The organism is Litoribacterium kuwaitense, assembly GCF_011058155.1.
GTDB classification, from domain to species: domain Bacteria; phylum Bacillota; class Bacilli; order Bacillales; family DSM-28697; genus Litoribacterium; species Litoribacterium kuwaitense.
In genome coordinates this window covers 92,265-119,252 of record NZ_JAALFC010000003.1, presented here as the reverse complement: position 1 = coordinate 119,252, position 26,988 = coordinate 92,265, and the positions used below count along the sequence as shown (strand labels likewise).

The following is a 26,988-nucleotide window of genomic DNA, read 5'->3' as shown; positions in this document are numbered from 1 at the left end:
TCATAACCGGTTTAACAGCTTTTATGTTAAAATAAAAAAAGGATTTCGGTTTTACGCGGGGGGAGAGTCTACCATGGAAGAGAAGGAATGGTATCTTGAATACGAAATTCAACAAGACCGACCTGGACTATTAGGAGACGTTTCATCCCTTTTAGGCATGTTGTCCATTAACATTATTACCATTAATGGCGTAGATAATTTGCGACGAGGCATGCTTTTGAAATGTGATGCTAGCCAAAAAATTGAAGACTTAGAAGCGATCCTGTCCAACATGGAGAATATTACGATTACAAAGCTCCGAACCCCTAAGCTGAGGGATCGGCTCGCTGTGAGACATGGTCGCTATATTCAGCGTGATGCAGACGATAAAAAAACATTTCGTTTTGAACGTGATGAACTAGGTCTGCTTGTCGATTTTATGGCTGAACTGTTTAAGCAGGAGGGAAAGCGCCTTATCGGGGTACGAGGCATGCCTCGGGTAGGAAAAACAGAATCGGTCGTTGCGGCCAGCGTATGTGCAAACAAAAAATGGCTATTTATCTCGTCAACGCTATTAAGACAGACGGTTCGCGATCGACTGCTCGATGGAGAATATGGCGATGATCAAATTTATATTGTTGACGGCATTGTATCGGCACGCCGTCATTCTGAAAATCATTGGCAGCTCGTTCGAGAGATTATGCGAATGCCGGTTATTAAGGTTGTTGAACACCCTGATATTTTCGTACAAGCGACCGAATATGATATGGACGACTTTGATTATATTATTGAACTTCGCTCCGATCCTGCCGAGGAGATTACATATGATCATGTAGACTGGCACTCTTCTCCCGGCCTCGAAAGCCCGAATCAGTTTGATTTTTAGTATATTTGTGGCAGGTGTTTTGTAATGACGGAATTAGGGCAATATTTGCGGGAACAACGGCAGGCACAAGGTATTTCGTTAGAGGAGCTGCAACGGACAACAAAAATCCAAGCACGGTATTTAGAAGCAATTGAAGAAGGGCATTACGACGCATTGCCTGGTCAATTTTATGCGCGCGCATTTGTGCGGCAGTATGCAGAGGCACTCGGTTTATCAGCCGAAGAAGTGTTTCAGGCTTATGAAAAGGAGATTCCTCAGCCGACAGTGCCTGACGAGATTCCGAGCCGGATGGCTCGTTCTAAACACGTCTCCACACAAAAGTCGACTTGGGCACGTGCTCTGCCGAAAGTACTGACGGCTGTCGTTATTGTAGCTGCCTTAATTGCGCTTTATATGCTTGTGATCCGTTTCCTCCCTTCAGATGATGGAGAACGCTCAGATGACGCTTCGCCATCAGTACAAACGGAAAACATGGCTCCGGAAGAACAGCCGGATCAAGCGACAGAAGAGGATGTAACACAAGGAAATGGTACAGATTCAACCGAAGACGCATCTCCAGATCCTTCAGAAGATCAAGAGGAACAAGCAAATGAACCAACCCTCACAGCAGAGGCAGGAGAGGGTGGCATCGATACAGTGTATACGCTGCAGGATAATGCTGAACAATTTGTGTTAACTTTTGAAGTGTCAGGTCGCGCTTATATAGGCGTTCGCGCACCTGGAGGCTCCCAAATCATTGCACAAAAGACATTAGCGCCTGAGGAAGGGGCATGGGAGGTTGATGTCTCATCTTATGAAACGATTAACCTCCGTCTCCCGCGTGCGTATGATACAAAAATTACCGTGAACGGCGTTGCGTTGTCTTATGATGTAGATGCTAATCAACAAAAGGATCAGACGCTTTTGATCAAGAAAACATCTATGCCTGATGCAGGTGAATCGTAAAAAAAACGAAGATTATAGGTATAGCCTGACAGCGTTCGTCAGGCTATTTCCCTTGTGACATTGAATACATCTGGAACGACTGAGATTAATTTTGAAATGATGATATATGGAGTGAACGAATGCGATGAATTTACCAAACCGAATTACAGTGGCACGTGTATTACTCATCCCTTTATTTTTGATTTTTATGCTCGTTCCCTTCTCGTTTGGAGCAGTCAATATCGGTGGCACGATTTTTCCGGTGAGTCATATGATCGGTGCTTTTATTTTTATTATTGCCGCTCTTACAGATTGGATTGACGGGCATTTAGCAAGAAAGTATCAGTTGGTGACGAATTTCGGAAAATTCTTGGATCCACTAGCAGATAAACTACTCGTGTCCGCTGCACTACTCGTGCTCGTTGAATTCGGAGCAGTCCCTTCATGGATGGCGGTTGTCATTATCAGTCGTGAGTTTGCCGTAACGGGCTTACGCTTAATTGCTGCTGGGGATGGTACGGTATTGGCTGCGAGTCAGCTAGGAAAGCTAAAAACGTGGACACAGATGCTCGCGATTATTACATTATTATTATACAACCTTCCGTTTTCCCTTTGGTCATTTCCATTCGCTGATATTGCGCTGTGGGCTGCGGTTTTCTTCACAGTGCTTTCAGGTTGGGATTATTTTGTGAAAAACAAGCAGGTTATTTTATCTTCAAAATAAGAAAGGAATGCTGCTATGAATGCAGAAATCATTGCCGTTGGTTCTGAACTTTTACTAGGGCAAATTACAAATACAAACGCTCAGTTTCTTTCTAAAGAGCTTGCCGAAATTGGTGTGAACGTCTATTACCATACAGTTGTTGGGGATAACCCAGACCGACTGCGAGCGGTTTTAATGGAAGCAGAAAAACGAGCTGACTTGATCTTGTTTACCGGTGGCCTCGGACCAACAAAGGACGACCTGACGAAAGAAGTCATTGGTCGTCATTTAGGCTGTCCACTCGTTCATGATGAAAAGGCGCTGCGCTATATTGAGAACTATTTCACGTCCATTGGGCGCGAGATGACCCCAAATAATCGGAAGCAGGCCCTCGTGCTAGAAGGAGCTACCGTGTTAGAAAACCGGACTGGCATGGCACCAGGAATGGCTTTGCAAAAAAATAATCGCGTCTACATGATGTTCCCTGGACCACCAAATGAACTCAAGCCAATGGTTATCCATAGTGCGATTCCATATTTAACGACGCACTATTTAGATGTAGAACGAATCGAGTCTCGTGTGCTTCGTTTCACAGGTATTGGAGAATCCCAATTGGAGCATGAATTAGATGACCTGCTGACACAGCAGACGAATCCGACAATTGCCCCTTTGGCTAAGCCTGGAGAAGTGACGTTACGCTTGACGGTGAAGGAAAAAGACCCGCAGCGAGCAGCCGAAATGCTAGATGCTTGTGAGAAAAGCATTACTGATCGGGTTGGAGAATATTTATATGGGTATGGCGAAACGACGTTAGAAGAAGCAGTGATGGATAAGCTGCTTTCGCGAGAACGCACAGTGGCTGCCGCTGAAAGCTTAACCGGTGGGCGTTTTACAGATGCTTTAATTAGTGTGCCTGGAGCGTCTAAAGCAGTGCTTGGCAGTGTCGTTTGTTATCACCCTTCATTAAAAATGAAGCTCCTAGGCATTCCCGAATCGTTGATTACTGCTTACGGTACAGTGAGCAATGAGTGTGCAAAGGCGATGGCAGAGGCCGCGCGCTCTATGTCTGAAGCAGATTTTGGCATTGCCTTTACTGGTGTGTCTGGTCCAGATACTCTAGAGGGACATCCTGTTGGTACTGTGTTTATTGCTGTGGCAACCGCTGAAGGAACAGAAGTAGAAAAGCTGCAATTTGCTGGCTCCCGATCATCGATTCGTCAGCGAGCTGTTCGACATGGTCTTGCTTGGTTGCTTCGAGTGTAAATTGTGCTGGAGCACAAAGATAGCCGCAATGCAAAATGACATTTTTTAGTGACGATATCATAGTTAGCAGGATAAAAATATATACAAATAGAGCATATCAAGCTACAATTCTATGAATCTCCTTTAGTTCTTTTTTTATCTTTGCGAATAAATGTTCGCTTTTTTGTTGGCAAACGCTATAAAAAAAGGTATGATAGAAACAGATATTTGAAATGAGGAGGAGTTACATTTGAGTGATCGTAAAGCTGCCTTAGATATGGCACTTCGACAGATAGAAAAGCAGTTTGGCAAAGGTTCGATTATGAAGCTTGGGGATCAGACAGATCGGAAAATTTCAACCATTTCCAGCGGATCTCTTGCGTTGGATGTGGCGCTTGGCGTCGGCGGTTATCCTCGAGGACGTATTGTAGAGGTTTACGGACCAGAATCCTCTGGTAAGACGACTGTTGCTCTACATGCCATTGCCGAAGTTCAGTATAACGGCGGCACAGCGGCCTTTATCGATGCGGAGCACGCTTTAGATCCCGTGTATGCGCAAAAGCTGGGAGTTAACATAGACGAGCTCTTGCTTTCACAGCCAGATACAGGGGAACAAGCGCTTGAAATCGCAGAAGCACTCGTTCGCAGTGGAGCTGTTGATATTGTTGTCATTGACTCCGTTGCAGCACTTGTACCAAAAGCAGAGATCGAAGGCGAAATGGGTGATTCCCACGTAGGACTACAGGCACGCCTTATGTCCCAGGCGTTAAGAAAGCTATCGGGTGCCATCAATAAATCTAAAACGATCGCCATCTTTATTAACCAAATTCGTGAAAAAGTAGGCGTCATGTTCGGAAACCCTGAGACGACACCTGGAGGTCGGGCATTAAAGTTTTATTCATCCGTTCGCTTAGAGGTCAGACGCGCTGAAACATTGAAGCAAGGCAACGATATGGTCGGTAACAAAACGCGTATTAAGGTTGTTAAAAACAAGGTCGCTCCTCCTTTTAGGCAAGCAGAAGTCGATATTATGTATGGAGAAGGCATTTCTAAGGAAGGCGAAGTGCTGGATATCGGATCAGACCTCGACATTGTGCAAAAAAGCGGCGCGTGGTACTCATTTAATGAAGAACGACTCGGTCAAGGCCGTGAAAACGCCAAACAGTTTTTGAAAGAGAATGAAGGTGTGATGGAAACGATTCGCACGTCCATTCGTGGGCATTATGCGCTCGATGTGCCAAGGATGAGCCGGATCCGACAGACGATGAAGATCACGATCAAGAACAATTGGATTTAGCATAACGATAAACGAAACAGTACGGTGAGAAACAACGACCGTGCTGTTTTTTTGTGAAATGCGTGTATCCAGCTTCATTTGTGTAAGTTCTTTGAAAAGGCAGACAAGGCGTTTGCTTGACATTCTCTTTTCACAGCCGTAAAATTGCCTTGTATAATTCTTTTATTACCATGACATGAATATGGGTTATTGTGCTGTATGTTGACTTCCACTGAGTAGCAATATACAAGCCGACATGAACAAAAAAAGTAGAGAAGTTCAAGGCAAGGAGGTGAATTCATGTGCCATCACTGAATTGGTCTTTGGTGATCATCATCTCCGTTGTTGTCTTAATCGTCGGCGCAATCATCGGTTATTTTGTTCGCAAATCCATTGCAGAAGCGAAAATTTCCAGTGCGGAGCACGCAGCGCAGCAAATTGTTGACGAGGGAAAAAGAGAAGCTGAAGCCTCCAAAAAAGAGGCGCTTCTGGAAGCAAAGGATGAGATTCATAAACTTCGAACAAATACTGAAGAAGAAGCACGCGAACGAAGAAATGAATTGCAAAAACAAGAAAATCGCTTATTGCAAAAAGAAGAGAATCTAGAGAGAAAAAGTGAAAATGTAGACAAGCGAGAACTTTCACTTGAGAAAAAAGAAGATTCTCTGACGGCGAAGCAGCAACAAATTGAAGAGATGAAAAACAAAGTTGATCATTTAATTCAAATGCAGCACGAGGAATTAGAGCGCATTTCAGGTTTATCAAGCGACGAGGCACGCCAGATTATTATGGAAGAAGCGGATAAAGAGCTTTCACATGAAATGGCGATGCTCATTAAAGAGCATGAAAACCGAGCAAAAGAAGAAGCGGATAAACGTGCAAAAAATATTCTTTCTCTAGCTTTACAACGATGTGCAGCCGATCATGTGGCAGAAACGACGGTATCTGTCGTTAATCTTCCCAATGATGAAATGAAAGGGCGTATCATCGGAAGGGAAGGAAGAAATATCCGTACATTAGAGACACTGACAGGCATTGATCTCATCATTGATGATACGCCTGAAGCAGTTATCTTATCCGGGTTTGATCCAATTCGTCGTGAAACAGCTCGCATTGCTCTTGAGAAGCTCGTGCAGGACGGACGAATCCATCCGGCACGCATAGAAGAGACCGTCGAAAAGTCACGTCGTGAAGTCGATGAGCATATTCGTGAAGTTGGTGAGCAAACGACATTTGAAGTAGGCGTTCACGGTCTTCACCCTGACTTGATCAAAACGTTAGGACGTCTGAAATATCGAACGAGCTATGGTCAGAATGTGTTGAAGCATTCAATGGAAGTCGCGTACTTGACCGGATTGATGGCTGCAGAGCTTGGAGAGGACGAGACATTGGCTCGCCGCGCTGGCTTGCTGCATGATATCGGTAAGGCCATTGATCATGAGGTCGAGGGAAGCCACGTTGAAATCGGTGTCGAGCTCACGACGAAATATAAAGAGCACCCTGTCGTGATTAATGGCGTCGCTTCCCACCACGGAGATACCGAACCGACGTCAATCATTTCGGTTCTTGTTGCGGCTGCTGATGCTTTATCCGCAGCTAGACCAGGTGCCCGAAGCGAGACATTAGAAAATTACATTCGCAGACTAGAGAAGTTAGAAGACATTTGTGAGTCATTTGAAGGTGTAGAAAAATCATTTGCCATTCAGGCGGGACGTGAAATTCGTATTATGGTCCGTCCGGATGAAGTCAATGATGTGGAAGCACCAAAGCTAGCGCGAAATATCCGCAAACAAGTGGAATCCGAGCTAGATTATCCAGGCCACATTAAAATAACGGTCATTCGAGAAACACGTTCCGTCGAGTATGCTAAATAAAGCGGCTTTTTTGCCGCTTTATTTTTCATATCTACAACTATGTTTAAACGCATTGAAAGCTAAAGGAGTTTTTGGATGAATATATTGTTTATTGGAGATATCGTTGGTAAACCAGGACGATCTATGGTGGAGACGTATTTGTCAAAGCTAAGAGATACATATAAGCCAACGGTGACAATTGTCAATGGAGAAAATGCAGCCCATGGCCGGGGAATTACTGAGCAAATATATCGTTCCTTGTTAAGCGCTGGTGCCCAAGTAGTGACGATGGGAAACCATACGTGGGATAATAAACAGATTTTTGACTTTATTGATCAGGCGCATAAACTCGTTCGGCCGGCAAACTTTCCTGAAGGTACACCAGGTCAAGGGCTTGTTTTTGTCAATATCAATGGCACTGAAGTGGCAGTAATTAATCTGCAAGGGAGGGCTTTTCTGCCACCCCTCGATTGTCCATTTAAAAAAGCCGATGAGCTCGTTCAAGAAGCGAGTCAGAGAACGTCAATTATTTTTGTCGATTTTCATGCCGAAGCCACTTCTGAAAAAATTGCAATGGGGCAATACTTAGATGGACGGGTGACGGCCGTTGTAGGTACTCACACTCATGTACCGACAGCTGACGAACGAATTTTACCAAAAGGGACTGCTTACGTCACCGATGTTGGCATGACTGGTCCATATGATGGTATTCTCGGAATGGAAAGCAGTGCGGTGATCCAAAAATTTAAGACAGCATTGCCTGTGAGGTTTGAAGTCGCGGAAGGCAGGGAACAGTTAAGTGCGGTTTTTATTAAGGCGGATAAGGTTACGGGAAAAGCACAATCGATTCAGCGTGTGCTGATTAACGACGACCATCCCTTTATGGAAGGATAAGTATTTCCAGACGCATCTGTTTGGAGTGTCACCTACAGGAATAAGAACGGTCGTCTTGAATATATTTGATAAAGCATCGATCCAATGAGACGAGGAGGAAACGAAGAATGGAAATATTAAAAGTTTCAGCAAAATCCAACCCGAATTCCGTTGCAGGCGCACTTGCAGGTGTATTACGAGAAAGAGGAGCGGCAGAGATTCAGGCCATCGGTGCCGGTGCCTTAAACCAAGCAGTGAAAGCGGTCGCAATCGCCCGAGGATTTGTTGCTCCTAGTGGTGTTGATTTAATTTGTATTCCAGCCTTCACAGACATAATGATCGATGGAGAAGAACGAACCGCCATTAAATTAATCGTTGAACCGCGTTAAATTTATTCAAACGTGTAAGAGCCTGCCGGTAAATAAACGGCAGGTTAAAATTGAAGACAAAGTCTATTCTAGATTTCTTCTACGCTTTTCTAGCGTCCGCTTAGCAATCTCTCTGTTATTTTCAACAGGCTGAGCCTGCCGGTAAAATAAACGGCAGGTTTATTCGCGGTATAATATAAAAGAAAAGACCAGATAGATAGTAACCGATAGAGGAGACAAGCTCATGTGGTATGACTTTCATTGTGATGTACTTTACAAGCTTTGGATGAACAAGTCACTCTCTTATCAAAGCAGTGACGAATTGGATATTAATTTAAATCGTTTAAAGCGTTCAGAAGCGCGTTTGCAAACGTTTGCTCTGTTTGTCGTGGAGGAAGATGTCCCTTCTCCGCAACAATTTGACGTCGTGCTCGAAATGATTGAGCAATACAGACGTCAAGTGCTAGCCTGTCCCGAAATGAAGCCGATTGTTTCGAAAAATGATCTAGCGCAACTACAAACAGGAGACATCGGTGCTTTTCTCACGCTAGAAGGCTGTGATGCGATCGGCCAAAGCCTAACCCGCCTCCAAACCTTAATTCAATTAGGGGTCCGTTCGGTTGGATTAACGTGGAATTTCGCAAATGCGGTCGCCGATGGTGTAGGTGAGCCTCGCGCTGCAGGCCTCACCCTATTCGGTCGCGAAGTGGTACATCATTTGAATCAGGAAAAATGCTGGATTGACGTGAGCCATCTCGCGGAGCCAGGTTTCTGGGAAGTGATGGAGCGTGGAGACGTCGTTTGGGCATCTCATTGCAATGCCCGCGCGCTTGCTGATCATCCACGCAATTTATCTGATGAACAAATAAAGGCACTGTTTCAAAAAGACGGTGTCATTGGTGTCAATTTTGTACCCGATTTCTTGCGGACTGATCAGCGTGCAACAATCAATGATGTCTTAAGGCATATCGATCATATGCTTAACCTCGGCGGCGAAGACCATGTCATGATCGGATCTGATTTTGACGGAATTGATGAGAAAACGATTGGTTTAGAGACGTATGACGGTATGCGGGCGTTAAAAGATCAATTCCAAAAGCATTGGGGAAAAGATTTAGTAGAGAAGCTCATGCACAGAAACGCTCACAGATTTATGGAAACCTACCTTCCATAAAGCGGACAGTGAAGGTGAACCTTGTTGAACCATTCAAAGGTTTGTTATACTAACACAGTTAGCCCAAATAGAAGAATTGTAGGAGAAAGGGTGTTCTTGCAAGATGGCGGATAAAACATCAACCGATCAAAAGCCTCTGCGGGAAAAAACCTCAGAGGATTTCGCTAAATATTTTCAAACGACATTTCAACCTCCTTCTTTGAAAGACGCAAGGCGCCGCCGAAGAGAAGATATTGAAGTGCATTACGATTTTGCGATTTCGGAAGATATGCAGCAAGTCGGAATCGGCAAGAAATTTTTTATTCGAACATATGGTTGCCAAATGAACGAGCATGATACAGAAGTGATGGCTGGTATTTTAGAGGGCATGGGGTATGAGGCGACGACCGAAATGGAAGCAGCCGATGTGATCCTGTTAAATACGTGTGCCATTCGGGAAAATGCTGAAAATAAAGTGTTTGGCGAAATTGGTCATCTAAAGCCTCTAAAACTGGAAAAACCAGATCTACTGATCGGGATTTGTGGCTGTATGTCACAAGAGGAAGCGGTCGTGAACCGTATTTTGAAAAAACACCCGTTCATTGATATGATCTTCGGAACTCATAACATTCATAGGCTTCCAGAAATCATAAAAGGGGCTCTGTTCGGGAAGGAAATGGTCGTTGAGGTTTGGTCGAAGGAAGGCGACATCATTGAAAACCTTCCGAAAGTACGTAAAGGCAATATTAAAGCATGGGTCAATATTATGTACGGCTGTGATAAATTTTGCACATATTGTATTGTCCCCTATACGCGCGGAAAAGAGCGGAGCCGACTGCCAGAGGACATTATTGAAGAAGTACGTCACCTCGCCCGCAACGGCTATCAAGAGATCACGCTGCTAGGTCAAAATGTCAATGCGTATGGCAAGGACTTTACAGACCTTGATTACCGCTTCGGTGATTTAATGGATGATCTCCATAAAATTGATATTCCACGCATTCGCTTTACGACGAGCCATCCGCGGGATTTTGATGACCATCTCATCGATGTGCTTGCCCAAGGTGGTAATTTGATGGAGCATATTCATTTGCCTGTTCAGTCTGGAAATACAGACATTCTTAAAATTATGGGACGAAAATACTCCAGAGAACAATATCTGGAACTTGTCCGCAAAATGAAGGAACGCATTCCTGATGTAACGTTTTCAACGGATATTATCGTCGGCTTTCCAAATGAGACTGAAGAGCAGTTTGAAGATACGCTATCCATCATGCGAGAAGTGGAGTATGATGCTGCATACACGTTCATCTATTCGCCGCGGGATGGTACGCCAGCAGCACGTATGGAAGACAATGTGTCGATGGAAGTGAAAAAAGAACGCCTACAACGGTTAAATAAGCTCGTTAACGACATTGCTTTGAAGAAAAATAAAGTGTTTGAAGGTCAAATTGTCGATGTCCTTGTGGAAGGTGAAAGCAAAAAGAATGCTGACGTTCTGTCTGGATATACGAGAAAAAATAAGGTTGTTAACTTTAAAGGACCAAAATCTGCCATCGGTAACATTGTCCCTGTCCGAATTAAAGAAGCAAAAACGTGGACACTTGATGGCGAATTAGTAACTGAAACGACTGAGGTGACATAAATGAGCCATTACACACGTTCTGAAGTGCTACAGGAAGCCAAAAAAATCGCCGAGATGATTGCGGAAACCGAAGAGGTGGCGTTTTTTAAACGTGCCGAAGCACAGATCAATCAAAATGAAAAAGTACAAAGAATCATTAAGCAGATTAAAGCTGTTCAAAAACAAGCGGTCAATTTGCAGCATTACGGAAAATCTGAAGCATTGAAAAAAGCTGAAGATCGACTCGATGCTCTTTTTGTAGAGCTTGATGATATTCCGATCGTTCAGGAATTTAAACAATCACAAAATGACGTCAATGATCTTTTACAAATTGTCGCACAAACGATTTCATCAAATGTAACGCAGCATGTCATTGAATCGACTGACGGCGATATCGTGACCGGATTAACTGGATCCGCTGCCTCCATCGCCGACTCATGTGGCTCCAATGAAGCGAAGTAAGTGGTACAGACGCTCTATCCAAGCATATGATGGATAGGGCGTTTTTTCTTATTTCACAGTAAAAATCTTTTTCGTCTACAAGAAAAGCTCTCTTGTGAAAAAGGTGTCTTATTTTTTTGTTCTAGTTATATGAAGACCTCATAAAATTTATAGAAGGTGTGTACAGGTGACTTAAGAGTAGGCATTCGTCACAATTCATAGTGAGTGCGCATACGATATGGGGACGACTGAACAAGGAGGATGGGACACTCATGGCGAAAAGAGGTCAAACAATGAAGTACAGAGAGGTTATTACGAAAGCTGTGTGCGGCAAAGGAAAAAAGTTTACGCAAACGAGCCACTCCATTTCCCCGCAGCACCGTCCGACGAGCATTTTAGGGTGTTGGATTATAAACCATCGTTATGAAGCAAAAAAGCGCGGTGATGTCGTAGTTGTGGATGGGCGTTATGACGTTAACATTTGGTATTCGTGTGAAAACAATACGAAAACGCAAGTGTGTACTGAAACGATTAGCTATACCGATGAAGTGCCGTTAAAAGTAAAAGATGAAGAAGGCTTCGGTGTAGATGAAGAGGTCATTGCCCGTGTATTGCAACAGCCGAATTGTCTTGAGGCAAATATTTCTGAACGAGGCAACAAAGTACTTGTCGAGGTCGAGCGTGAATTTCTCGTTGAAATTATTGGGGATACGAAGGTACGCGTGACAGTACATCCGGATTCCCGTAGTGATGACGACTGGCAAAAGGTACTTGAAGAAGAGTCATTTGAAGACTTGGACACTGACTTTCTCAGCACTGAAGAAGAGTAAGCTAGGAAGGAGACACTTCCTAGTTTTTATTTTTGTTAAAAAAGCCGAAGAAATCAGCCTCCCGTTTTTCGTCAAGCACCGAAAAAACATGATATACTGACGTATACGAGAAAGAAATTTGGAGCGATTACATATGCCTACATACACGCCGATGATTCAACAATATTTGTCGATCAAAGAAGAATATAAAGATGCATTCCTCTTTTTTCGGCTTGGTGATTTTTATGAAATGTTTTTTGACGATGCTGTTCGAGCGGCACAATTACTCGAAATTACGTTAACTAGTCGAGACGGCGGTGGAGATGACCGCATTCCAATGTGCGGTGTTCCTCATCATTCAGCGAAGCAATATATTAAAAGATTTATCGAACTTGGATTTAAAGTAGCCATTTGTGAACAGGTCGAGGATCCGAAAGAAGCTAAAGGTGTCGTTAAACGTGAAGTGACCCATCTGATTTCTCCAGGGATGGTCATGGATGAGCAAATGCTCACAAACAATGATCATAACTTTCTCGGAGCGATCGCTTCGGAAGGGAATACATATTCTGTGGCGTTATGCGATTTAACGACAGGAACATTGCAAGCGACGTATGTTCAGACGTCCTTACAAAAAGCGCTGGAGGAATTACAGAGAGCGGATGTTCGCGAGGTCGTCGTATCAAATCAGTGGCAGCATGAAGTTTCCAAAATAAATCAATGGGCAGTCACGCTTGCTGACGAAGTCGACCCAAAAGAATATGCGCAGCGCTTTACATTAGAACACGAGGAGAACTTACCCGCGCTTGCGCTCTTAGTCAATTATTTAGAAAAGACACAGCGTCGTACCATTGACCATTTACAAGCACCATATGAGTTCGAACTAGAAGAGTTTGTACAAATTGATACAAATGGCAGGCGGACGCTGGAGCTTACTGAAACAATGCGGGAAAAAACGAAAAAAGGCTCACTCCTCTGGCTACTCGATGAAACAAAAACAGCTATGGGAGCGCGAAAACTAAAAACGTGGTTAGAAAAGCCATTACGGACAAAACATCGGATTGACGACCGGTTACAGGCTGTAGAAAAGCTACTGGAACATTTTACAGTTCGTCACGATTTAAGGGAAAGCTTTGCGAATGTGTACGATATTGAGCGTCTTGCCGGTCGGATGTCGTATGGGAATGCAAATGCTCGCGATCTCGTCCAAATTAAAAAAACGATCACAGCCCTTCCCGCGATTTACGAAGGGGCTAAACAACTCAATTTGCCTGTAGCAAAAGATATTCATCGGCATATGCAAACCTTGCAAAAGCTGCATATGCAATTGTCTGAAGCTTTGCTTGAGGATGTACCGATGAGTATTACTGAAGGTGGAATGATTGCTGAAGGGTATTCTGAAGAATTAGACCGGTACCGTGACGCAGGTAAAAATGGAAAGGCGTGGATCGCTGAACTTGAACAAAAGGAGCGTGAAGCGACGAATATCCGCTCTTTAAAAGTCGGCTATAATCGTGTGTTCGGTTATTATATTGAAGTAAGCAAAGCGAATTTAAAATACTTGCCCGAAGGTCGTTATGAACGAAAACAGACGCTGACGAATGCTGAGCGGTTCATTACAAATGAACTGAAAGAAAAAGAAGCGTTAATCCTGCAAGCCGAAGAAAAAAGTATAGATTTAGAGCATGAACTGTTTATTGAGCTGCGCAAAAGCACACAAGCGTATATTCCTGACCTCCAGCAGCTCGCGTCGTTCATCAGTGAGCTAGACGTGCTGACTGGATTTGCTGAGGTGAGTGAAGCGGCAGGATTTGTAAGACCTGTCTTTACAAATGATGGCGAACTTAACATCGTTGAGGGAAGGCACCCTGTCGTTGAAAAAATGACCGTTCACCAGCAATATGTCCCAAATACGATACAATTGGACAAGTCCACCCGAATGCTGCTCATTACCGGTCCAAATATGTCGGGAAAAAGTACTTACATGCGACAAGTCGCTTTAATTTCAATTATGGCACAAATTGGCTGCTTCGTTCCGGCAACTGAAGCGAGGCTTCCTTTATTTGACCAGATTTTTACGAGGATTGGGGCCGCGGACGATCTTGCAAGTGGACAGAGTACATTTATGGTGGAAATGATGGAAGCAAATGATGCAATTCAACAGGCGACTGAAGAAAGCCTCATATTGCTCGACGAAATTGGGCGAGGTACATCGACATACGATGGCATGGCTTTAGCGCAAGCCATTATCGAATACATTCACGAGCACATTGGAGCCGTCACTCTATTCTCTACTCATTATCATGAGCTGACACGTCTTTCAGAGCAGCTCAGTGCGCTCGAAAATGTACACGTGCAAGCAACTGAGGATCAAGAAGAGATTGTTTTTCTTCATAAGGTGATGCCCGGGCCTTCTGATAAAAGCTACGGAATCCATGTCGCCAGATTGGCAGGTTTGCCGGAAGAATTGACGCGCCACGCGACGGAACTATTGGAAGCTCTTGAGGAACCGCACAAGGAAGTCGCTGTATCAGAACATTCGACGGTTGTGCCGGTCGAAAAAGTGAAGGAATCTGAAGTAGAACAGCTGTCTTTGTTTCCTGAGCCTAAAGTAGATCAAGAGAAAGACAACATGAAAAAGAGCGAAAAAGCCATTTTAAGTGACATTAAGGCAGTAGATTTAATGGATATGACACCGTTAGAAGCAATGAATTGGCTTTACAACATAAAAAAACGTTTAAAATCATAGTGACAAAGGAGAGATTGGATGGCGACGATACGTCAGATGCACCACCAGCTCTCAGATAAAATTGCTGCAGGGGAAGTCGTCGAACGACCCGCATCCGTCGTAAAAGAGTTGCTTGAAAATGCTGTAGACGCAAAAGCAACAAAAATAACCGTTGAAGTAGAAGAGGCTGGTTTAAAATCAATTCGTGTTTCTGATAATGGCATCGGAATGGATGCAGAAGATGCGTATTTAGCTTTAAAACGACATGCGACGAGCAAGGTGATGGATGAGCATGATCTGTTTCGTATCCGGACGCTTGGCTTCCGTGGTGAGGCCTTGCCAAGCATTGCCTCTGTTAGTCGGCTGACGCTGGCTACATCGACTGGACAAGGTCCGGGAATATCGCTTCATTTTGCTGGTGGCGAATGCAAAGAGGAAAAGAAGGTTCATAGCCGCCAAGGTACAGACGTCCTCGTAGAAGATTTATTTTTCAACACACCAGCGCGTTTAAAGTATATTCGAAGTTTGCATACAGAGCTGGGACATATTACGGAGGCTGTTAATCGTATCGCTCTTTCCTCTCCAAGTATTCAAATGAAGCTCGTACATGACGGGCGTGTGCTATTACAAACAGGAGGACAAGGGCGGAGAGATGCTGTCCTTGCAAAAATGTATGGCATGGACGTTGCGCGGGCACTGCAGCCCATAGCCGCAACGTCGTCAGACTTTACGATCGAAGGTTACATTGCCCAACCGTCGGTGACCCGTGCCTCACGTCATTATTTTTCATTTGTTTTAAATGGTCGTTTTGTAAAAAATATCGCTTTGTATCAAGCCGTGTTAGAAGGCTATAAGACCCTTCTCCCGATCGGACGCTACCCTGTTGGTGTGATCGCTATCGATATGGACCCGATGCTTATTGACGTGAACGTACATCCAGCAAAGCTTGAGGTGCGATTAAGTAAAGAAAAAGAGTTGTGTCACCTCTTGACGACAGAGCTTAAACGAGCACTTCGTCAAGAGTCATTAGCCCCTCGTCCTGGACAAATGGCGACGCCTCGTCGTATGTCGGAACAAGGCTCGTGGAAGCTCGAACAGGATTCTCTGCCTGTTCAAGAGGAGGTCTCTACAGCACCAAGCTCACCAATTGTGCTTGAATCAGAAGTAACCTTAAGTCCAGAGCGAGGAACAGCTGATTCGACGCGAGTGGCTCATCATACTGCTGAAGAGGCCAGCACGCCTGAAGAAGAATTGACGAATGATACGCCGTCTACTCCTGTCACCTACAGCCGTGAAGAGGCAGCGGTTTATTCTAGCGAGCAGCTGTCTTCGTACAAGCTTCCATACATGGAAGTCATTGGGCAACATCATGGTTCATATATTCTTGCTCAGTCTGAAGAGGGGCTCCATATCATTGATCAGCATGCTGCACAAGAACGAATTAAATATGAATATTACTACCGAAAATTAGGAGAAGATAGTCATGAAGAGCAAGGGCTGATCGTGCCGTTGACCTTAACGTTCTCTCATAAAGACTATTTGCGACTCCTTGAAGAGACCGCACGCCTTCATTCTTTAGGAATACAGCTTGAAGATTTTGGGAACGGAAGCGTCATCGTTCGCAGCCATCCGACTTGGTTCCCAGCAGGCAAAGAAGCTGATACGACCCAAGATTTAATCCAGCAAGTGCTCGATCGGCCAGAGGCGACGGTAGCCGATTTTCGTGAAGAAGCTGCGATTATGATGGCTTGTAAAAAATCGATTAAAGCCAACATGTATTTGCGACACGAAGATATGCAACGACTGCTTGATGACCTGCGACAAGCGAAAGACCCTTATACGTGTCCGCATGGTCGTCCGGTTGTACTAAACTTTTCACCATATGAGCTCGAAAAAATGTTTAAGCGCGTCATGTAAGGGAGAGAACTGTAGCATGTATGAGAATCCATTGCTTGTCATTGTAGGACCAACAGCCGTTGGAAAGACAGCTTTAGGCATTGAACTAGCCAAAAGGCTTGGTGGTGAAATTATCTCTGGCGATGCGCTCCAAGTGTACCAAGGGTTTGACATCGGTACCGCAAAAGTGACCGAGGAAGAGCGGCAGGAGATTACGCATCATTTTATCGATACGTTGCCGCCAGATGCCTCTTATTCAGTTGCTGATTTCAAGGAGCAGGCATTAAAAAAAATTCACGACATTCATACAGCAAAAAAGCTACCGATGATTGTTGGAGGCACAGGCCTTTATATTCAGTCCGTCGTTTACCCGTATGAATTTACTGATCAAGGCAGCTCTCCTGAACTTCGTAAACGCCTTGAAAAAGAGGCAGAGCGCTTCGGTCAGGAGCAATTACACCAACGTTTACAAGCGATCGATCAGGAAGCCGCAAAACGCATTCATCCGAACAACGTTAGGCGTGTCATTAGGGCATTAGAAATTTACGAAATGACGAACGAAACACCGACAGCTCAGCTTCGCAAGCAATCGACCGACTATCGCTTCCCGACATTGCTTGTCGGTTTGACGATGGAGCGTGCAACATTGTATCAAACGATCAATCAAAGAGTTGAGCAGATGGTGGAGGAAGGGTTATTTGACGAAGTCAAAGACCTCCTCGACCGCGGTTATAAGAATACACAAGCGATGCAGGCCATAGGCTATAAGGAAATTGTCGCGTATTATGATGGGGAGTGCTCTAAAGACGAGAGTATCGCCCAGTTGAAGAAAAACACACGTCGTTTTGCGAAAAGACAACTGACTTGGTTCAGGAATAAGATGGATGTCACTTGGTTTGACGTCACTGATCGACCACCGACACAAGAAATTGCCAATGAAATTTTACCACTGATAGCAGGAAAGCTCACATTTTAATCGAACTATTATACTGATAAAGAGAAAAGGAGGATTCCGTCATTGAAGCAGGGCATTAATATTCAGGATCAGTTTCTAAACCAATTGCGAAAAGATAATACCTTTGTAACAGTCTTTTTACTAAACGGATTCCAGCTGCGCGGAACGATCAAAGGTTTTGATAACTTTACAGTACTCATTGAAACAGATGGGAAGCAGCAGCTTATTTTTAAGCATGCCATTTCAACGTTCGCCCCTCAAAAGCCTGTGCAAATGGATACGTCCAAGGACTCTGATTAATCATCCGTCACGTATGTGAAAACGGTATACATATTCCTTTGCGCTTCCCTGCCAACGTATGTCTTGGCAGGGTTTTTCTAATGCGCCAAGCATGGCGACGATCTAGGTGATGAAAGTCCACTGTGGGGATACACATCGACCAACCACTAAGGAAGCGCAAGGTACTTACTGTGAGGTAAGCGCTGAAGGAAGCGTGGATTAAAATCTTGGCTCGACGAACGAATACAGAACCGTACGTAAGGTGGTGGTGAAAGGGCCGGAAAGTGATTCAACTTTCCCTTCTACTCGATTGTAGGCTGCACACGAGACATGATTTCAGCTTGATGTTGTTGGAAAAAACGCAAATAACGTCTTGCAGAAAGCGGCGTGTGAAAACCAAAGCGTTGCTGTAGCTCATGCTCATCCATTTTGTCACCGCTCGCGATCGTATGAATGATACACGTATGTCTCATCTGCTGTGCAGTGTAACCAGAACGCCCTGCCCGTTGTGCTTCCTGGCGAATCATTTTTTGCACGGCAAAGTCACTGAGCGCTTTAGGACAATCTGTTTCATACACCCAGCGAAACGTTAACCGTTGAAAGTCAAATGCGACAAAAAAAGGATCGTCTGTGTAATAGCGCGGCCGAACTGGTTCTGGCACATCCATTAAATAATGAAACAGCTCAACCCGGTCATTTTTCTCCAATTGTACGGTGCGGGCTTGGCTTGCCGTATGCACCGGCTCTATCTTTATTGTGTTCTGTTCAAAAAAGATGTCTTTGATCGTAAGTGCAGTGACTTCTGCGGTTGTTAACCCATAATGAAGCAATAAACGAATGATCGTATAATTTCGTCGTTTTAAATACGGGCGCGCCTTCATCTGCTGTTCAGAGTACCCCTCGTCCGATAAGACTGTGTCGTAAAAGCGGTGACATTCGTCATAACTAAGGATAGCTTCTAAACCAAGCGGCTTACTCTTGAATTCTGACAGATCAATCGCAAGGAAAGGATTGGACACACGTTCTTGACCTTCTTCAGCCAGAAACTTGTAAAATTGTTGAATGACAGTTAACATTCGTTTTATCGTGGCAGTTGAATACTGACGCTCGACCTGCATATCATGCAGCCAACGTGCAGCATGAGAAGGGGTCAACTGGCGAAATCCTTGGTGACCGCTTTCAAGTTCTTGTGCTTCTAGCCATTTATGCAAATCTTCAAGGTCGTACGCATATCTTTGTAGAGTAGATCGCTTGCGTCCTTTATCCTGTAAAGATGTAAGGAAGGCACGCATCATTTGTGGAAGTCGTTTCCATTGGTTGATATCCATAAATTACCCTCCGAAGAAATATTCAGTTCTTCCCCTAAGCCAACAAAATCGTCAGGGGGTTCATCAGTTGGATCGAATCGAACTGGCTTTCTTTTTATTTTAGCATAGGCATTTGTCACAAACATGCCGCTAAGCACGTATAATGAGCTTAAGAGGTGAAAGAGAGATGGAGCAGTCTTACACAATGAAAACGAATGGGCAAATGAATTTTGTGCTAAATCGTCATCAAGAACCAGACGTCGCTTCCTTCTCACAAACAGACGCTCTAGCTATGGATGCAGATGTTCATCAGCCACTAAAGCATATTGAACAACAATTAGAAAAAATGATTGGGATGCAAGAGCTGAAAAAGCATGTAAAAGAGTTGTACGCCTGGCTTTTTTTGAATAAGCACAGAGAGCGTTTTTCCTTAAAAACAGAACGTCAAGTTTTACACATGCTTTTTAAAGGAAACCCTGGTACAGGGAAAACAACCGTTGCAAGGCTATTAGGTATGTTCTTTAAAGAAATGGGGATGTTGCCAAAAGGGCATCTAATCGAAGCTGAGCGTGCTGATCTTGTCGGTGAATATATTGGTCAAACCGCCCAAAAGACGAGAGACCTCGTCAAGAAAGCACAAGGAGGAATTCTCTTCATTGATGAGGCGTACTCCTTATCCAGGGGCGGCGAAAAAGATTTTGGCAAAGAAGCCGTTGACACACTCGTCAAGCATATGGAAGATGCGTCGAATCAGTTTGTACTCATCTTAGCTGGTTATCCTGAAGAAATGGATCGTTTTCTCCGGCTGAATCCAGGATTGCCGTCGCGTTTTCCGTTAATCATCGATTTTCCAAATTATTCAGCTCAGCAGTTATTAGAAATTGCAAAACAGATGGCCAAAGATCGTGATTATGAATGGTCAAGTGATGCAGAATATTTGCTTCAGCAGCATTTTCAACAGAAAATCACTCAAGGTACGACAAAAACCTTTTCTAATGGCCGATACGTTCGCAACATATTGGAAAAAACCATTCGTAAACAAGCGGTTCGCCTTCTTCATCATCCAGCAGCCTACACGAGGCGTGACTTAATATTATTGACTGCTCGCGATTGTGTAGTGGAAGAAGGACGCGACTCATAATAAATCAGTAGGAGCAATGTTAAATGAAGCAGACAGAACAGCAGACGGATGTCGCCGTACTCTTTTCCATATTACGTCCTGACGATATGGAAGACGGCGTATCATTAGAAGAATTAGAATCTCTCGTGGAGACAGCGAATGGCTGGGTGGCGGCGATTCTGTTTCAAAAACGGGATCGCCCTGAATCAGGAACTTATTTTGGTGCCGGCAAATTAGCCGAATTAAAGCAGACCGTCATTGACTTAAACGCAACGATCGCTATTTGTAATGATGAGCTGACCCCTTCGCAGCAAAAAAGATTGCAAGATATCCTAGATGTTCGGGTGATTGATCGGACGCAGCTCATTTTAGATATCTTCGCCAGACGCGCTCGTTCAAAAGAAGGGAAGCTTCAAGTTGAGCTGGCGCAGCTGAAATATACATTGCCACGCTTGACTGGCATGGGCGCAGTGATGTCCAGGCTCGGGGGCGGTATCGGAACAAGAGGGCCAGGAGAGACGAAGCTTGAAACAGACCGTCGCCATATCCGGCGGCGGATACGGGATATTGAAAAGAAGCTAAACGAAGTCGTCGCTCATCGCCAACGATATCGCGAGCGACGTCGACAACAGCAAGCATTTCAGCTCGCTTTAGTAGGGTATACGAACGCAGGAAAATCAACGCTCTTTAGTCGTTTGACAGACCAAGAGACACTCGTCGAAGATCAGCTATTTGCAACACTTGATCCGTTGACAAAGCAATGTCGAATGCCGAGTAGTTTTCATTGTTTAGTCAGTGACACCGTTGGCTTTATTCGTGATTTGCCGACGACCTTGATTGCGGCATTTCGTTCGACCCTTGAGGAGGCAGCTGAAGCAGATGCCCTCCTATTTGTCGTAGACGGTTCAGATGATGAACGTCTCGCTCATGAGCGAACGGTGTTTAACTTGCTCAAACAGCTCGAACTAGACCATTTACCAGTGCTAACCATTTACAATAAGATGGATCAAGTCAACGAGCAAGATCTTCTTCCTGTTCAAAAACCGTGTATATTTACTTCTGGAATACATACGGAACAGACGAGGGTGTTGAAAAAAAATATTGAACAATGGCTGGGCTCTTTTTTTGACTCATATGTCGAGCACGTGTCAGCCGATGATGGCAAACGCTTAGACTTACTAAAGCGCCATACCATTATGACCTCTCTCATTTTTAATGAAGATGAGGACAAGTATGAAGTCAGAGGATATAAGCCAGCTGCACAATAAAAGGAGAGAGAGCAACATGAATACACAATCGATTGATGCTGTTAGTTTAAAGGTAGAAGGAATCGTGCAGCCTGCTTGGGAGCACATTCAGCATATTTCGGAGCATAATCAAGTAAGAGTCCTAAAAGCATTTCAAGCGCACCGCGTGACGGACACCCATTTTAATGATTCAACCGGTTATGGATACGATGATAGCGGCAGAGATGTTCTGGAAGCGATTTACGCAGACGTTTTTGGAACAGAGGATGCACTCGTGCGTCCTCAGCTTATTTCGGGAACACATGCGATTGTGACAGCTTTATCGGGCTTGCTTCGACCAGGAGATGAACTGTTGTATGCAACAGGACAGCCATACGACACACTGCATGATTTTCTCGGGCTTACAGAAAGCGCAGTTGGCTCCATGAACGAATATCAAATATCATATCGGGATGTCGCTCTGACCGCAGAAGGGCATCCTAACGTTCAAGGAATCGTTGAAGCGATCCGCCCAGAAACAAAGGTCGTCGCATTGCAACGTTCTTGTGGTTACGAAAAAAGACCTGCACTTTCGATAAATGACATTGAACGGTTAACGAAAGAAATTAAAAAAACACGTCACGACATGATTGTGTTTGTAGACAACTGTTATGGGGAATTTACCGAAATGAAAGAGCCTGGACATGTCAATGTCGATATCATGGCCGGGTCACTTATTAAAAACCCAGGTGGTGGACTCGCTCGAACAGGTGGATATATTGCCGGTACCGAAAAGCTCGTGCAAAAATGTGCTGCACGTCTCACCGCGCCAGGTCTACAAAAAGAAATTGGCCCGTCGCTAGGCCAATGGCCCCTCATGTATCAAGGATTGTTTTTAGCACCACATACAGTAGGACAAGCGCTTAAAGGAGCGGTCTTTACAGCCGGTTTATTTTCAGAGCTTGACTTAAAGACATGGCCTTCTTGGAGAGATGAGCGTTCTGACTTAATTCAAACAGTGGAGTTTCCTGACGCATCATCGATGATTTCATTTTGTCAATCGATTCAAGCGTCATCGCCAGTAAACAGTCAATTCCTCCCGATTCCTAGCGCGATGCCTGGATATGATAGTGAAGTCATTATGGCGGCAGGTACTTTTGTACAAGGAGCAAGCCTTGAATTTAGTGCCGATGGTCCTGTAAAGCCGCCATATCGAGTGTTTGTTCAAGGAGGCTTAACGTATGAACACGTGAAATGGGCGATTAAGGAAGCAGCCAAAGCCGCATTGCAGCGTGATGAGATGTGATGAAAATTACTATGTTAGATTTTCTTACATAAATAAATACGAACCGTCATCGAACCGGTATACTAAAATCAATTCAAAGGATATGAATGTTTAGACAATGGTTAAGCGACTAAAGGTCACATGCGCTCTTGGTTTAAGGGCGCTTGAGATAAAAGCTTCAAAAAATAAAGAGGAGGAACATTTCAATTATGGGATCGAAATACACCAGAGAAGATATTTTAAGGCTTGTGAAAGAAGAAAACGTTCGTTTTATTCGTCTGCAATTTACCGACTTGCTAGGGATTATTAAAAATGTTGAAATCCCGGTAAGCCAACTAGGCAAAGCATTGGACAATAAGATGATGTTTGACGGCTCCTCTATTGAAGGATTTGTCCGCATTGAAGAGTCAGACATGTACTTATATCCAGACCTTGATACGTTTGTCGTCTTCCCATGGACAAGCGAAAAAGGGAAAGTAGCACGCTTTATCTGCGATATTTATAATTCGGACGGCACACCTTTCTCAGGCGATCCACGATATGTTTTAAAAAGAACGATTCAAGAGATGAATGATTTAGGGTTTACCGCTTTTAATATCGGTCCTGAACCAGAATTTTTCCTCTTTAAAAATGATGCTTCTGGAGAACCAACGCTTGAACTGAATGACAAAGGCGGCTACTTTGACTTAGCGCCAACCGACTTAGGTGAAAACTGCCGTCGAGACATCGTCCTTGAATTAGAGGACATGGGCTTTGAAATCGAAGCGTCTCACCACGAAGTCGCTCCTGGTCAGCACGAAATCGATTTTAAATACGAAGATGCCGTCACCGCATGTGACGAAATCCAAACATTTAAGCTCGTCGTCAAAACGATTGCTAGAAAGCACGGTCTGCATGCTACTTTTATGCCGAAGCCGCTTTTCGGAGTGAATGGCTCAGGCATGCACGCCAATATGAGTTTATTTAAAGGCGATCAAAATGCTTTTTATGACGAAGAGGGCGACTTACAATTAAGCGAAACCGCTCGTCAGTTTACAGCAGGTATTTTAAAGCATGCTGAAGCCTTTACAGCGATCACCAACCCGACAGTTAACTCTTATAAACGACTTGTTCCTGGCTATGAAGCGCCATGCTACGTCGCCTGGTCTTCAAGAAACCGTTCCCCGCTTGTGCGTATCCCAGCATCACGCGGACTAAGCACGCGAATCGAAGTTCGTTCTGTTGATCCATCAGCGAACCCATATTTGGCAATGGCAGTCATGCTCGCTGCTGGTTTAGACGGTGTGAAAAACAAAATGACTCCGCCAAAACCGGTAGACCGAAACATTTATGTCATGGATAAAGAAGAACGTCTCGCAAACGGCATCACCGACTTACCGGCGACGCTGTATGATGCACTTGAAAAGCTCAAGAAAGACCAAGTCTTAATGGACGCACTCGGTGACCATGCATCAGAACACTTTATTGAAGCAAAAGAAATTGAGTGGGATATGTTCCGGACGCAAGTCCACCCGTGGGAACGCGAGCAATATATGAGCTTGTATTAAGCAGGAGAGCCCTTGGCGCTGTAGGCGTCAGGGGTTTTTTCTGTTGTGGGGTCAAAGGAGCTCACTTAATTTATTTTTACCCAACAAACGCTCCCGCTTGTGTAACATAAATTAAGAAATCAGCTTGATTCGCTGAATCTCAGTGGCCTCCAGGGGAATAATAAGAGATGAAATGACCGTTCAAATCGTAGAGAGCTAAGTTGTGCATTTTAATTTCTCAAAAAACACCTTTAAAGTAAAAAATAAACTTCTACTATTGATATAGTCAACATAGAAATAATGTAGTTCAAAAGTTTTAGCATCATTCAAAACGCTTACATCATTTACAAAAGTTTAATTATTTGACCAAATATTTTTACATCAATGAAAAATTAGGACAACATTTTGCTTTTAAAATGAGAATCGTAAGCAAACATAACCTGGAGGGTAAACAAATGAAAAAGAAATTTCCTTGGAAGGTACTTTCAAGTACGGTTCTCGTCACTTGTCTTTCTTTATCGTCTATTGGCTCGACAATTTCGACCACACACGCAGTTGAGATCCAACAAAATGAAGAAGCTGCAGTCGCTTCTTTTTCATTTGATGGAAATGTTTTAAACGAAGGATCAGCTGCTCAACCTGAAGTCGTAGGAGATGTAAAGTATACTGAAGGGCGCATTAAACAAGCACTTCATTTTGAATCCACTTCGCAAGCAACAGCTCCGTATATCGACCTCGGCGACACAGATGAGTTGAAATTTGGTGAAGATCAAGATTTTTCAATAGCTTTTTGGTTGAAGTCACCAGGTGTTAACGCTGATCCAGCCATTATTTCAAATAAAAACTGGGCAAGTGGTGGAAATACGGGTTGGTTTGTCGGTATGAATGGAGGAAGCCTCGTTTGGAATTACAGTACATCTGAAAGCAACCGGCTTGATAAATGGATCACCGTTGGCGATAACGTGTGGCACCATATCGCCATTTCTCACGATCGCGATGGAAGTGCTAAAATTTACAAAGATGGTCAACTAGAAGCTGAAGTTGATATTAGTCAGACAGAAGGAACCATCGATACGGATTTTACAACGAAAATCGGTGTTGACGGCAAGGGCACACTTTGGGGAAACCATTTTAATGCAATGCTCGATGACTTGCACATTTTTAGAGATGCGATTTCTGATGAAGATGTGCAGCGTTTATATGAGAACGCGCCAGCAATTGCTTTAGAAGACATCCGTTTAGATCAAGAAGAGGTCACATTAAATATTGGGGCTAAAGCCTATATTAACGTCGCTATTGAACCTTCCAATGCGAGTAATCAATCATACACAGTCGAATCTAGTGATCCTACAGTCGCAACCGTGACAGAGGAAAACGATTCACTGATCGTTGAAGCAAAGGGCGTAGGGAATGCAGACATCACTGTGTCTACAACAGACGGTAACCATGTAGCTGTATCTAGTGTGTCTGTCGAAAATTCCAAAGATGTGAATGGTGACGGATTACTAACAAAAGAAGATATGAAATTAGTTAGTAAACTTGCCGGTGCGAAAGAAGGCGGTAAGAAATGGGATAACTCCAAAATTGCCGATTTGAATTTAGATGGAAGGGTTAATGGAAAAGACGTACAGGTCATTCAAAAAGCATTGAAAGAACATAATGGGTTTCAATATAAACATGTATTTGTCATTGGATTAGATGGTGCTGGAAACTTTGTAAAGAATGCGAACGCACCTCGACTCAAACAATTTTTCGCTGACGGCGCTTATACTTATGAAGCAAAAACAGAAGATAACTCATCCAGTGCACCAGCCTGGGGCGCGATGCTACATGGAGTAGGATATGACATACATCAAGAACACAATGGCACATTAGGTGATCCGTTTGCGGAAAATGTATCTCACCCGTCATTTTTAAAGCTCTTAAAACAAGAACGTCCTGCTGCGAACACAGCAGCGATGATGGATTGGAACCCGATCTATCACGGACTAATCGAGCGGTCTGCTGAGACGTATTTTGATACAGCGGGTGATGATGTCATTACCGAACGCATTGTGGAATATATTAAGACAAAAGGCGAAGAAACACCGCTCATGTTCATCCAGTTGAGTGATCTAGATTATGTCGGTCATGCAAACCAGTACGAAAGTGAAAAGTACTATAAGCAATATGAAAAAACAGACGAGAATGTAGGAAAGATTTTAGATGCGATTGAAGATGCTGGGCTGATGGAAGATAGCTTAATTGTCATGTCAACGGATCACGGTGGGCATGGATACACACATGGCACTTTAGATCCGAAAGATACAACAATCTTTTGGGCTGCAAAAGGAAAAAGCATCGAGCCAGGGACCGTAATTACAGATCATGTTGATGTGAAAGACACTGCGGCGGTTGTCGCTAAAGCATTACGTTTAGATGCGCCAGAAGCATGGGAAGCTAAAGTGCCTGAAGGGCTGTTTGAAGAAGGGAAAGGTTTAGGTAAATAACGAACGTTTGTCTTATAATCATCGCTGAAGGCTCTGCAAATACATGCAG

The 26,988-nt window shown here is 44.0% G+C and carries 22 protein-coding genes; 21 read left to right on the top strand and 1 reads right to left on the bottom strand.

The annotated features are described in order from the left end of the window. Nucleotides 1-73 precede the first annotated feature (73 nt). The 16 genes from G4V62_RS03540 (at nucleotide 74) to hfq (ending at nucleotide 18,007) form a co-directional block, all read left to right on the top strand. Nucleotides 74-865 carry a YmfK family protein gene (locus G4V62_RS03540; protein WP_165199375.1) on the top strand — a complete coding sequence of 264 codons (792 nt, stop codon included), beginning with the start codon at nucleotides 74-76 and terminating at the stop codon, nucleotides 863-865. 24 nt (nucleotides 866-889) lie between these two features. Beyond that, entirely contained in the window at nucleotides 890-1,810 is a 921-nt protein-coding gene (locus G4V62_RS03535; protein WP_165199374.1) for a helix-turn-helix domain-containing protein, read from the top strand. Between the two features lie 124 nt (nucleotides 1,811-1,934). After that, entirely contained in the window at nucleotides 1,935-2,513 is a 579-nt protein-coding gene (gene pgsA, locus G4V62_RS03530; protein WP_165199373.1) for a CDP-diacylglycerol--glycerol-3-phosphate 3-phosphatidyltransferase, read from the top strand. Between the two features lie 15 nt (nucleotides 2,514-2,528). Further along, entirely contained in the window at nucleotides 2,529-3,755 is a 1,227-nt protein-coding gene (locus G4V62_RS03525) for a competence/damage-inducible protein A (protein ID WP_165199372.1), read from the top strand. Between the two features lie 229 nt (nucleotides 3,756-3,984). Beyond that, on the top strand, nucleotides 3,985-5,031 hold the full coding sequence (recA, locus tag G4V62_RS03520; RefSeq protein ID WP_165199371.1) for a recombinase RecA: 1,047 nt from the start codon (nucleotides 3,985-3,987) through the stop codon (nucleotides 5,029-5,031). A gap of 290 nt (nucleotides 5,032-5,321) precedes the next feature. Further along, entirely contained in the window at nucleotides 5,322-6,884 is a 1,563-nt protein-coding gene (gene rny / locus G4V62_RS03515) for a ribonuclease Y (RefSeq protein ID WP_165199452.1), read from the top strand. Between the two features lie 75 nt (nucleotides 6,885-6,959). Further along, on the top strand, nucleotides 6,960-7,757 hold the full coding sequence (locus tag G4V62_RS03510) for a TIGR00282 family metallophosphoesterase (protein WP_165199370.1): 798 nt from the start codon (nucleotides 6,960-6,962) through the stop codon (nucleotides 7,755-7,757). A 107-nt stretch (nucleotides 7,758-7,864) separates the two neighbouring features. Further along, nucleotides 7,865-8,125 (top strand): stage V sporulation protein SpoVS, encoded by a 261-nt coding sequence (gene spoVS, locus G4V62_RS03505; RefSeq protein ID WP_019242228.1) that lies wholly within the window; start codon nucleotides 7,865-7,867, stop codon nucleotides 8,123-8,125. A 223-nt stretch (nucleotides 8,126-8,348) separates the two neighbouring features. Beyond that, entirely contained in the window at nucleotides 8,349-9,278 is a 930-nt protein-coding gene (locus G4V62_RS03500; protein WP_165199369.1) for a dipeptidase, read from the top strand. Between the two features lie 103 nt (nucleotides 9,279-9,381). Then, entirely contained in the window at nucleotides 9,382-10,902 is a 1,521-nt protein-coding gene (gene miaB / locus G4V62_RS03495) for a tRNA (N6-isopentenyl adenosine(37)-C2)-methylthiotransferase MiaB (protein ID WP_165199368.1), read from the top strand. Beyond that, on the top strand, nucleotides 10,903-11,343 hold the full coding sequence (locus tag G4V62_RS03490; protein WP_165199367.1) for a YlbF/YmcA family competence regulator: 441 nt from the start codon (nucleotides 10,903-10,905) through the stop codon (nucleotides 11,341-11,343). It abuts the gene before it with no gap. Between the two features lie 251 nt (nucleotides 11,344-11,594). Further along, nucleotides 11,595-12,152: an outer spore coat protein CotE gene (locus G4V62_RS03485; RefSeq protein ID WP_165199366.1), complete on the top strand. Its 558-nt coding sequence runs from the start codon at nucleotides 11,595-11,597 to the stop codon at nucleotides 12,150-12,152. 133 nt (nucleotides 12,153-12,285) lie between these two features. Further along, entirely contained in the window at nucleotides 12,286-14,877 is a 2,592-nt protein-coding gene (gene mutS / locus G4V62_RS03480; RefSeq protein WP_165199365.1) for a DNA mismatch repair protein MutS, read from the top strand. Nucleotides 14,878-14,895: 18 nt separating this feature from the next. Further along, the gene (gene mutL, locus G4V62_RS03475) at nucleotides 14,896-16,773 is read left to right on the top strand and encodes a DNA mismatch repair endonuclease MutL (protein WP_165199364.1); all 1,878 of its coding nucleotides are present in this window, start codon (nucleotides 14,896-14,898) and stop codon (nucleotides 16,771-16,773) included. A 16-nt stretch (nucleotides 16,774-16,789) separates the two neighbouring features. Beyond that, nucleotides 16,790-17,728, top strand: coding sequence for a tRNA (adenosine(37)-N6)-dimethylallyltransferase MiaA (gene miaA, locus G4V62_RS03470; protein ID WP_165199363.1), 939 nt, complete (start codon nucleotides 16,790-16,792; stop codon nucleotides 17,726-17,728). A 42-nt stretch (nucleotides 17,729-17,770) separates the two neighbouring features. After that, on the top strand, nucleotides 17,771-18,007 hold the full coding sequence (gene hfq / locus G4V62_RS03465; RefSeq protein WP_165199362.1) for an RNA chaperone Hfq: 237 nt from the start codon (nucleotides 17,771-17,773) through the stop codon (nucleotides 18,005-18,007). Between the two features lie 281 nt (nucleotides 18,008-18,288). On the opposite strand, the gene G4V62_RS03460 is transcribed toward hfq, so the two are convergent. After that, on the bottom strand, nucleotides 18,289-19,314 hold the full coding sequence (locus tag G4V62_RS03460) for a tyrosine-type recombinase/integrase (protein WP_165199361.1): 1,026 nt from the start codon (nucleotides 19,312-19,314) through the stop codon (nucleotides 18,289-18,291). 166 nt (nucleotides 19,315-19,480) lie between these two features. Here G4V62_RS03460 and G4V62_RS03455 point away from each other — a divergent pair, with 166 nt between their 5' ends. From G4V62_RS03455 to G4V62_RS03435, 5 genes are all read left to right on the top strand, one after another. Then, complete coding sequence (locus G4V62_RS03455; RefSeq protein WP_165199360.1) at nucleotides 19,481-20,434, top strand: AAA family ATPase; 954 nt, start codon at nucleotides 19,481-19,483, stop codon at nucleotides 20,432-20,434. A gap of 23 nt (nucleotides 20,435-20,457) precedes the next feature. Next, the gene (gene hflX / locus G4V62_RS03450) at nucleotides 20,458-21,681 is read left to right on the top strand and encodes a GTPase HflX (protein ID WP_165199359.1); all 1,224 of its coding nucleotides are present in this window, start codon (nucleotides 20,458-20,460) and stop codon (nucleotides 21,679-21,681) included. A gap of 16 nt (nucleotides 21,682-21,697) precedes the next feature. Continuing rightward, nucleotides 21,698-22,945: a methionine gamma-lyase family protein gene (locus tag G4V62_RS03445; protein ID WP_165199358.1), complete on the top strand. Its 1,248-nt coding sequence runs from the start codon at nucleotides 21,698-21,700 to the stop codon at nucleotides 22,943-22,945. 188 nt (nucleotides 22,946-23,133) lie between these two features. Then, entirely contained in the window at nucleotides 23,134-24,471 is a 1,338-nt protein-coding gene (glnA, locus tag G4V62_RS03440) for a type I glutamate--ammonia ligase (protein ID WP_165199357.1), read from the top strand. Between the two features lie 434 nt (nucleotides 24,472-24,905). Then, nucleotides 24,906-26,939 carry a LamG-like jellyroll fold domain-containing protein gene (locus G4V62_RS03435; RefSeq protein ID WP_165199356.1) on the top strand — a complete coding sequence of 678 codons (2,034 nt, stop codon included), beginning with the start codon at nucleotides 24,906-24,908 and terminating at the stop codon, nucleotides 26,937-26,939. Nucleotides 26,940-26,988 lie beyond the last annotated feature (49 nt).

Coding starts and splice junctions, on each gene's coding strand:
- G4V62_RS03540 (WP_165199375.1), top strand. CDS start 74: ATGGAAGAGAAGGAATGGTATCTTGAATACGAAATTCAACAAGACCGA.
- G4V62_RS03535 (WP_165199374.1), top strand. CDS start 890: ATGACGGAATTAGGGCAATATTTGCGGGAACAACGGCAGGCACAAGGT.
- pgsA (WP_165199373.1), top strand. CDS start 1,935: ATGAATTTACCAAACCGAATTACAGTGGCACGTGTATTACTCATCCCT.
- G4V62_RS03525 (WP_165199372.1), top strand. CDS start 2,529: ATGAATGCAGAAATCATTGCCGTTGGTTCTGAACTTTTACTAGGGCAA.
- G4V62_RS03510 (WP_165199370.1), top strand. CDS start 6,960: ATGAATATATTGTTTATTGGAGATATCGTTGGTAAACCAGGACGATCT.
- spoVS (WP_019242228.1), top strand. CDS start 7,865: ATGGAAATATTAAAAGTTTCAGCAAAATCCAACCCGAATTCCGTTGCA.
- G4V62_RS03500 (WP_165199369.1), top strand. CDS start 8,349: ATGTGGTATGACTTTCATTGTGATGTACTTTACAAGCTTTGGATGAAC.
- miaB (WP_165199368.1), top strand. CDS start 9,382: ATGGCGGATAAAACATCAACCGATCAAAAGCCTCTGCGGGAAAAAACC.
- G4V62_RS03490 (WP_165199367.1), top strand. CDS start 10,903: ATGAGCCATTACACACGTTCTGAAGTGCTACAGGAAGCCAAAAAAATC.
- G4V62_RS03485 (WP_165199366.1), top strand. CDS start 11,595: ATGGCGAAAAGAGGTCAAACAATGAAGTACAGAGAGGTTATTACGAAA.
- mutS (WP_165199365.1), top strand. CDS start 12,286: ATGCCTACATACACGCCGATGATTCAACAATATTTGTCGATCAAAGAA.
- mutL (WP_165199364.1), top strand. CDS start 14,896: ATGGCGACGATACGTCAGATGCACCACCAGCTCTCAGATAAAATTGCT.
- miaA (WP_165199363.1), top strand. CDS start 16,790: ATGTATGAGAATCCATTGCTTGTCATTGTAGGACCAACAGCCGTTGGA.
- G4V62_RS03460 (WP_165199361.1), bottom strand. CDS start 19,314: ATGGATATCAACCAATGGAAACGACTTCCACAAATGATGCGTGCCTTC.
- G4V62_RS03455 (WP_165199360.1), top strand. CDS start 19,481: ATGGAGCAGTCTTACACAATGAAAACGAATGGGCAAATGAATTTTGTG.
- hflX (WP_165199359.1), top strand. CDS start 20,458: ATGAAGCAGACAGAACAGCAGACGGATGTCGCCGTACTCTTTTCCATA.
- G4V62_RS03445 (WP_165199358.1), top strand. CDS start 21,698: ATGAATACACAATCGATTGATGCTGTTAGTTTAAAGGTAGAAGGAATC.
- glnA (WP_165199357.1), top strand. CDS start 23,134: ATGGGATCGAAATACACCAGAGAAGATATTTTAAGGCTTGTGAAAGAA.
- G4V62_RS03435 (WP_165199356.1), top strand. CDS start 24,906: ATGAAAAAGAAATTTCCTTGGAAGGTACTTTCAAGTACGGTTCTCGTC.